The following is a 257-nucleotide window of genomic DNA, read 5'->3' as shown; positions in this document are numbered from 1 at the left end:
GAAACTCGGCCGGATCCCCGACGGGGGCGGCTGGCGGGCAGACCCTAACCAGTCCGCCCGCAACCACAGCACCGGCCACACGAAAGTCGGTTTCGACTACGTCCACGTCGCCGTGGATGATCACTCACGGCTCGCGTTCGTGGAAGTCCACCCCGATGAGAAGGGTCCGACCTGCGCCGGGTTCCTGGAGCGGGCTGCCGCGTTCATGGCCGCCCACGGGGCACCGGTGAAACGAGTCATGACGGACAACGCGTTCG

General features: G+C 67.3%; 1 pseudogene. It reads left to right on the top strand.

What is annotated here, in order from left to right:
• A pseudogene (locus tag NGB94_RS16720) lies at window positions 1–257 on the top strand (IS481 family transposase); the annotation flags it as partial.

The organism is Arthrobacter koreensis, from assembly GCF_035792275.1.
GTDB lineage: Bacteria > Actinomycetota > Actinomycetes > Actinomycetales > Micrococcaceae > Arthrobacter_B > Arthrobacter_B koreensis_A.
Note: the sequence above shows the minus strand (reverse complement) of the source record. Positions and strands in the feature narration are given on the sequence as shown.